The organism is Bacillus sp. JJ1764 (assembly GCF_036962145.1).
Lineage (GTDB): Bacteria > Bacillota > Bacilli > Bacillales > Cytobacillaceae > Neobacillus.
The window spans coordinates 16,510-19,828 of the sequence record NZ_JBALNY010000217.1 but is presented as its reverse complement, the minus strand read 5'-3'; the positions used below and the strand labels follow the sequence as shown (position 1 = coordinate 19,828).

Annotated in this window: 4 protein-coding genes; all 4 read left to right on the top strand. The window is 41.2% G+C overall.

Annotated elements, in window-relative coordinates; translation table 11 throughout:
* The first annotated feature begins 71 nt into the window (after positions 1–71).
* A complete protein-coding gene (locus tag V7083_RS22460) occupies positions 72–716 on the top strand; it encodes a PspA/IM30 family protein (protein WP_335482269.1) in 645 nt (214 codons plus the stop codon).
* 77 nt (positions 717–793) lie between these two features.
* Positions 794–1,528 carry a cell wall-active antibiotics response protein LiaF gene (liaF, locus tag V7083_RS22455; RefSeq protein WP_335482264.1) on the top strand — a complete coding sequence of 245 codons (735 nt, stop codon included), beginning with the start codon at positions 794–796 and terminating at the stop codon, positions 1,526–1,528.
* Positions 1,525–2,571, top strand: a complete 1,047-nt coding sequence (locus V7083_RS22450) for a sensor histidine kinase (protein WP_335482262.1) — start codon at positions 1,525–1,527, stop codon at positions 2,569–2,571. The genes liaF and V7083_RS22450 overlap by 4 nt, the downstream gene beginning before the upstream one ends.
* A complete protein-coding gene (locus V7083_RS22445; protein WP_335482260.1) occupies positions 2,564–3,196 on the top strand; it encodes a response regulator transcription factor in 633 nt (210 codons plus the stop codon). The genes V7083_RS22450 and V7083_RS22445 overlap by 8 nt, the downstream gene beginning before the upstream one ends.
* Positions 3,197–3,319 lie beyond the last annotated feature (123 nt).

The window sequence follows — 3,319 nt, the reverse complement described above, 5'->3', positions numbered from 1 at the left end:
CGGAAAGCGAAGTGCCTGAAGCGGAAATCAACATCCTATTATTAAAGAACAATAAAAAGGAGAGTATGAACATGACAAATTTATTTTCAAGAATTAAAAACGTGGTAATGGCTGATTTACATGAAGCAATGGATCAAAAGGAACAAAAAAATCCAATAGCGATGCTAAATCAATATCTTCGTGAATGTGAGATGGAGACTGAAAAGGTACGCAAATTGGTGGAACGCCAATATAAATTGAAAGATGAATTTTCAAGAGAACAACGGCAAGCAGCTGATCTAGCCGAAAAACGAAAATATCAAGCAGAAGTAGCTTTAAGAGCCGGTGAAACAGAGCTTCATCAATTTGCTCAAGCCGAATATGAACAATATGCCGATAGAGCACAGCGCCTAAGTGCTTCCCTTGAACAAGTAAATGGGCAGCTTGCTGAATTGGAGCGCAAATATGAGGAAATGAAACATAAACTGAAAGACATGCATCTGCGCCGTATGGAACTAATGGGTCGTGAAAATATCGCCCGTGCAAACCACCGCATTAACCAGGTGCTTGATCAAAATGACTATTCAAGCAAATCTTTCTCTCGCTTTAAAGATATCGATAACTACTTAGATCGCTTGGAGCATCAAGTCAACAGCTCCTACTATCGCAGCACGATCGATGCCAGAATTGCGCAGCTAGAAAAAGACACGAAATTAGAAGAAAGCAAGTCCATTTAGGCTGAAAAAATGATATTCTAGAAGAGGCGTAGGTTCCTACGCCTTTTATCCATAAAATAAAAAGGGAGGGTGAGCCGATGTTTAAAAATGCTAAAAACGATTATACCGCTTGGCTGGTCTTTATAGGGATCGTTGTGTTGCTGCTGGAAATATTATTTTTCAATAGTGGGCTTATTTTCTCTCTTTTTATCGCTGGTGGAATGATTTACCTTGGTAGAAAAAGAATGAAAAAGAAGTTCGGCAGGCTGCTATTTTACGGAGGAATTGTCTTCTTTGCGATCAGTATCTTCAATATGATGACGTTTAAATTTTTATTATTAGCCATCTTACTGCACTTTTTTATTCAATATCTTACATCCAAAAGAAATCCCAACAAAATGAATCCGCAATTTATTGAACCGGTACAACAGCTAACAACGGAAACACTAATTAAAACGAAACCACTTTTTGAAAATAAATTTATTGGCCAACAAAAAACGCCTAATGGAGTATACGAATGGGATGATATTAACATTCAGACGGGGATTGGTGATACGGTCATCGACCTTAGCTTTACGATGCTGCCTAAAGGAGAGACTGTCATTTTTATCCGCAATATCATCGGAAATGTTCACGTTCTTGTTCCGTATGAATTGGAAGTAAGTATTCATCATTCCGGTATTATGGGTGGCACCAAGGTGTTTGAGCATCAGGAGCAGAAGATTTTTAACCAGGTGTATCAGGTAAAAACACCGGGCTATGACACGGCAGAGCAAAAAATAAAAATCTTTACTTCGCTCATCGTCGGGAATTTAGAGGTGAGCCGAATATGAGTACAACAGGTCGTCAAATCGTCTGGGGAATCACGTTTGGTTTCTTTACTTCGATTTTCATCGGTGCAGTGTTCCTAGTCGTATATCCATTAAATGATTGGTCAGAACTATGGACAAAGCATTTTATGGGTATACCTTTTGTTGTGTTTGTCCCATCCTTTAGTATTGTGATTGGCATCCTTTTGGGAGCATTAACGGGCCTATATTGGCGCAACCAGTTTCTAAGCATTGACCATTCCTTACATCAGCTTGAAGAAGGGAAGCACACCGATTTTCAAGAAAAGCCAGCGATTACCGAAATGCAAACCATCGCCAAAAGAATTGAGAAAATCGGGAAGCAAATTGCCGAGCAGGCCAAGCTATCCCAGCGGCTTGCTACCGAAAAAGTGGAGGACCAAGAGGCAAGAATCCAGGAAATCATTGAACAGGAACGGAACCGGCTTGCCCGTGAACTGCACGACTCGGTTAGCCAGCAATTATTTGCGGCCTCGATGATGATGTCCGCAATTAATGAACAGAAATCACCTGAGGAAAATTTTGAAGCCAAACAGCTGAAAATGGTGGAAGAAATGATTCATCAGTCTCAATTAGAAATGCGTGCCCTGCTGCTTCATCTTCGTCCAGTTGCACTCAAAAATAAAACTCTTCAAGAAGGAATTGAGGAGCTGATGCTCGAATTATCTCTTAAGGTAACTATGGATATTAAATGGAAAGTAGAAGCTTTTTCACTTGATAAAGGGCTCGAGGACCATTTGTTCCGAATCCTCCAAGAATCTGTTTCGAATACACTTAGACATGCGAAAGCAAATATTCTAGAGGTATTGCTGATTAAACGTGATGACCTAGTGATCATGCGCATTGTGGATGACGGAGTGGGCTTTCTTGTGGAGGAGGCTAAAGCCGGCTCTTACGGAATGCAGAATATGCATGAACGAGCGCTTGAAATCGGCGGAACCTTAAAGGTCATCAGTGTGAAAAATAAAGGAACCAGGCTGGAAGTAAAAGTACCAGTGTTAAAAAATGGAGATGTGGCAAATGATTAGAGTGTTATTTGTGGATGATCATGAAATGGTGCGGATTGGTGTGTCCGCGTATCTTTCTGCCCAACCTGACATCGATGTGGTTGGAGAGGCGGATAACGGAATGAAAGGCGTAGAGCTTGCGCTTTCCCTTCGCCCAGATATTATCTTGATGGATTTAGTCATGAAAGAAATGGATGGCATCGAAGCAACACGGCAAATCATTGAACAGTGGCCAGATGCCAAGGTTATTATTGTCACAAGCTTTTTGGACGATGAGAAGGTCTACCCGGCACTAGAAGCAGGTGCAACCAGCTATATGCTGAAGACATCAAAAGCGAGTGAAATTGCTAATGCGGTTCGGGCTACATATCATGGACAATCCGTACTCGAGCCTGAGGTTACTGGAAAAATGATGATGAAAATGCGTCAGAAAACACAGCACTTGCCCCATGAAGAACTTACTAGCCGGGAGCTAGAAATATTACTGTTAATGGCCGAAGGAAAAACCAATCAGGACATTGCGGATGAATTGTTTATTGCTTTAAAAACCGTTAAAACCCACGTCAGCAATATCTTAAGCAAATTGAACGTCCAAGATCGTACACAGGCCGTGATTTATGCATTTAAACATTCATTAATTAAATAATCTAAAGGACTTTCCAGAGATTTACTGGGAAGTCTTTTATTTGTTAGGCTGTGTTAAACTTGGCTGTTGATTTGCGCTCCAGGTGCTTCGCTTTCCGTGGGCGTTTCGGCGAGCCTCCTCGGC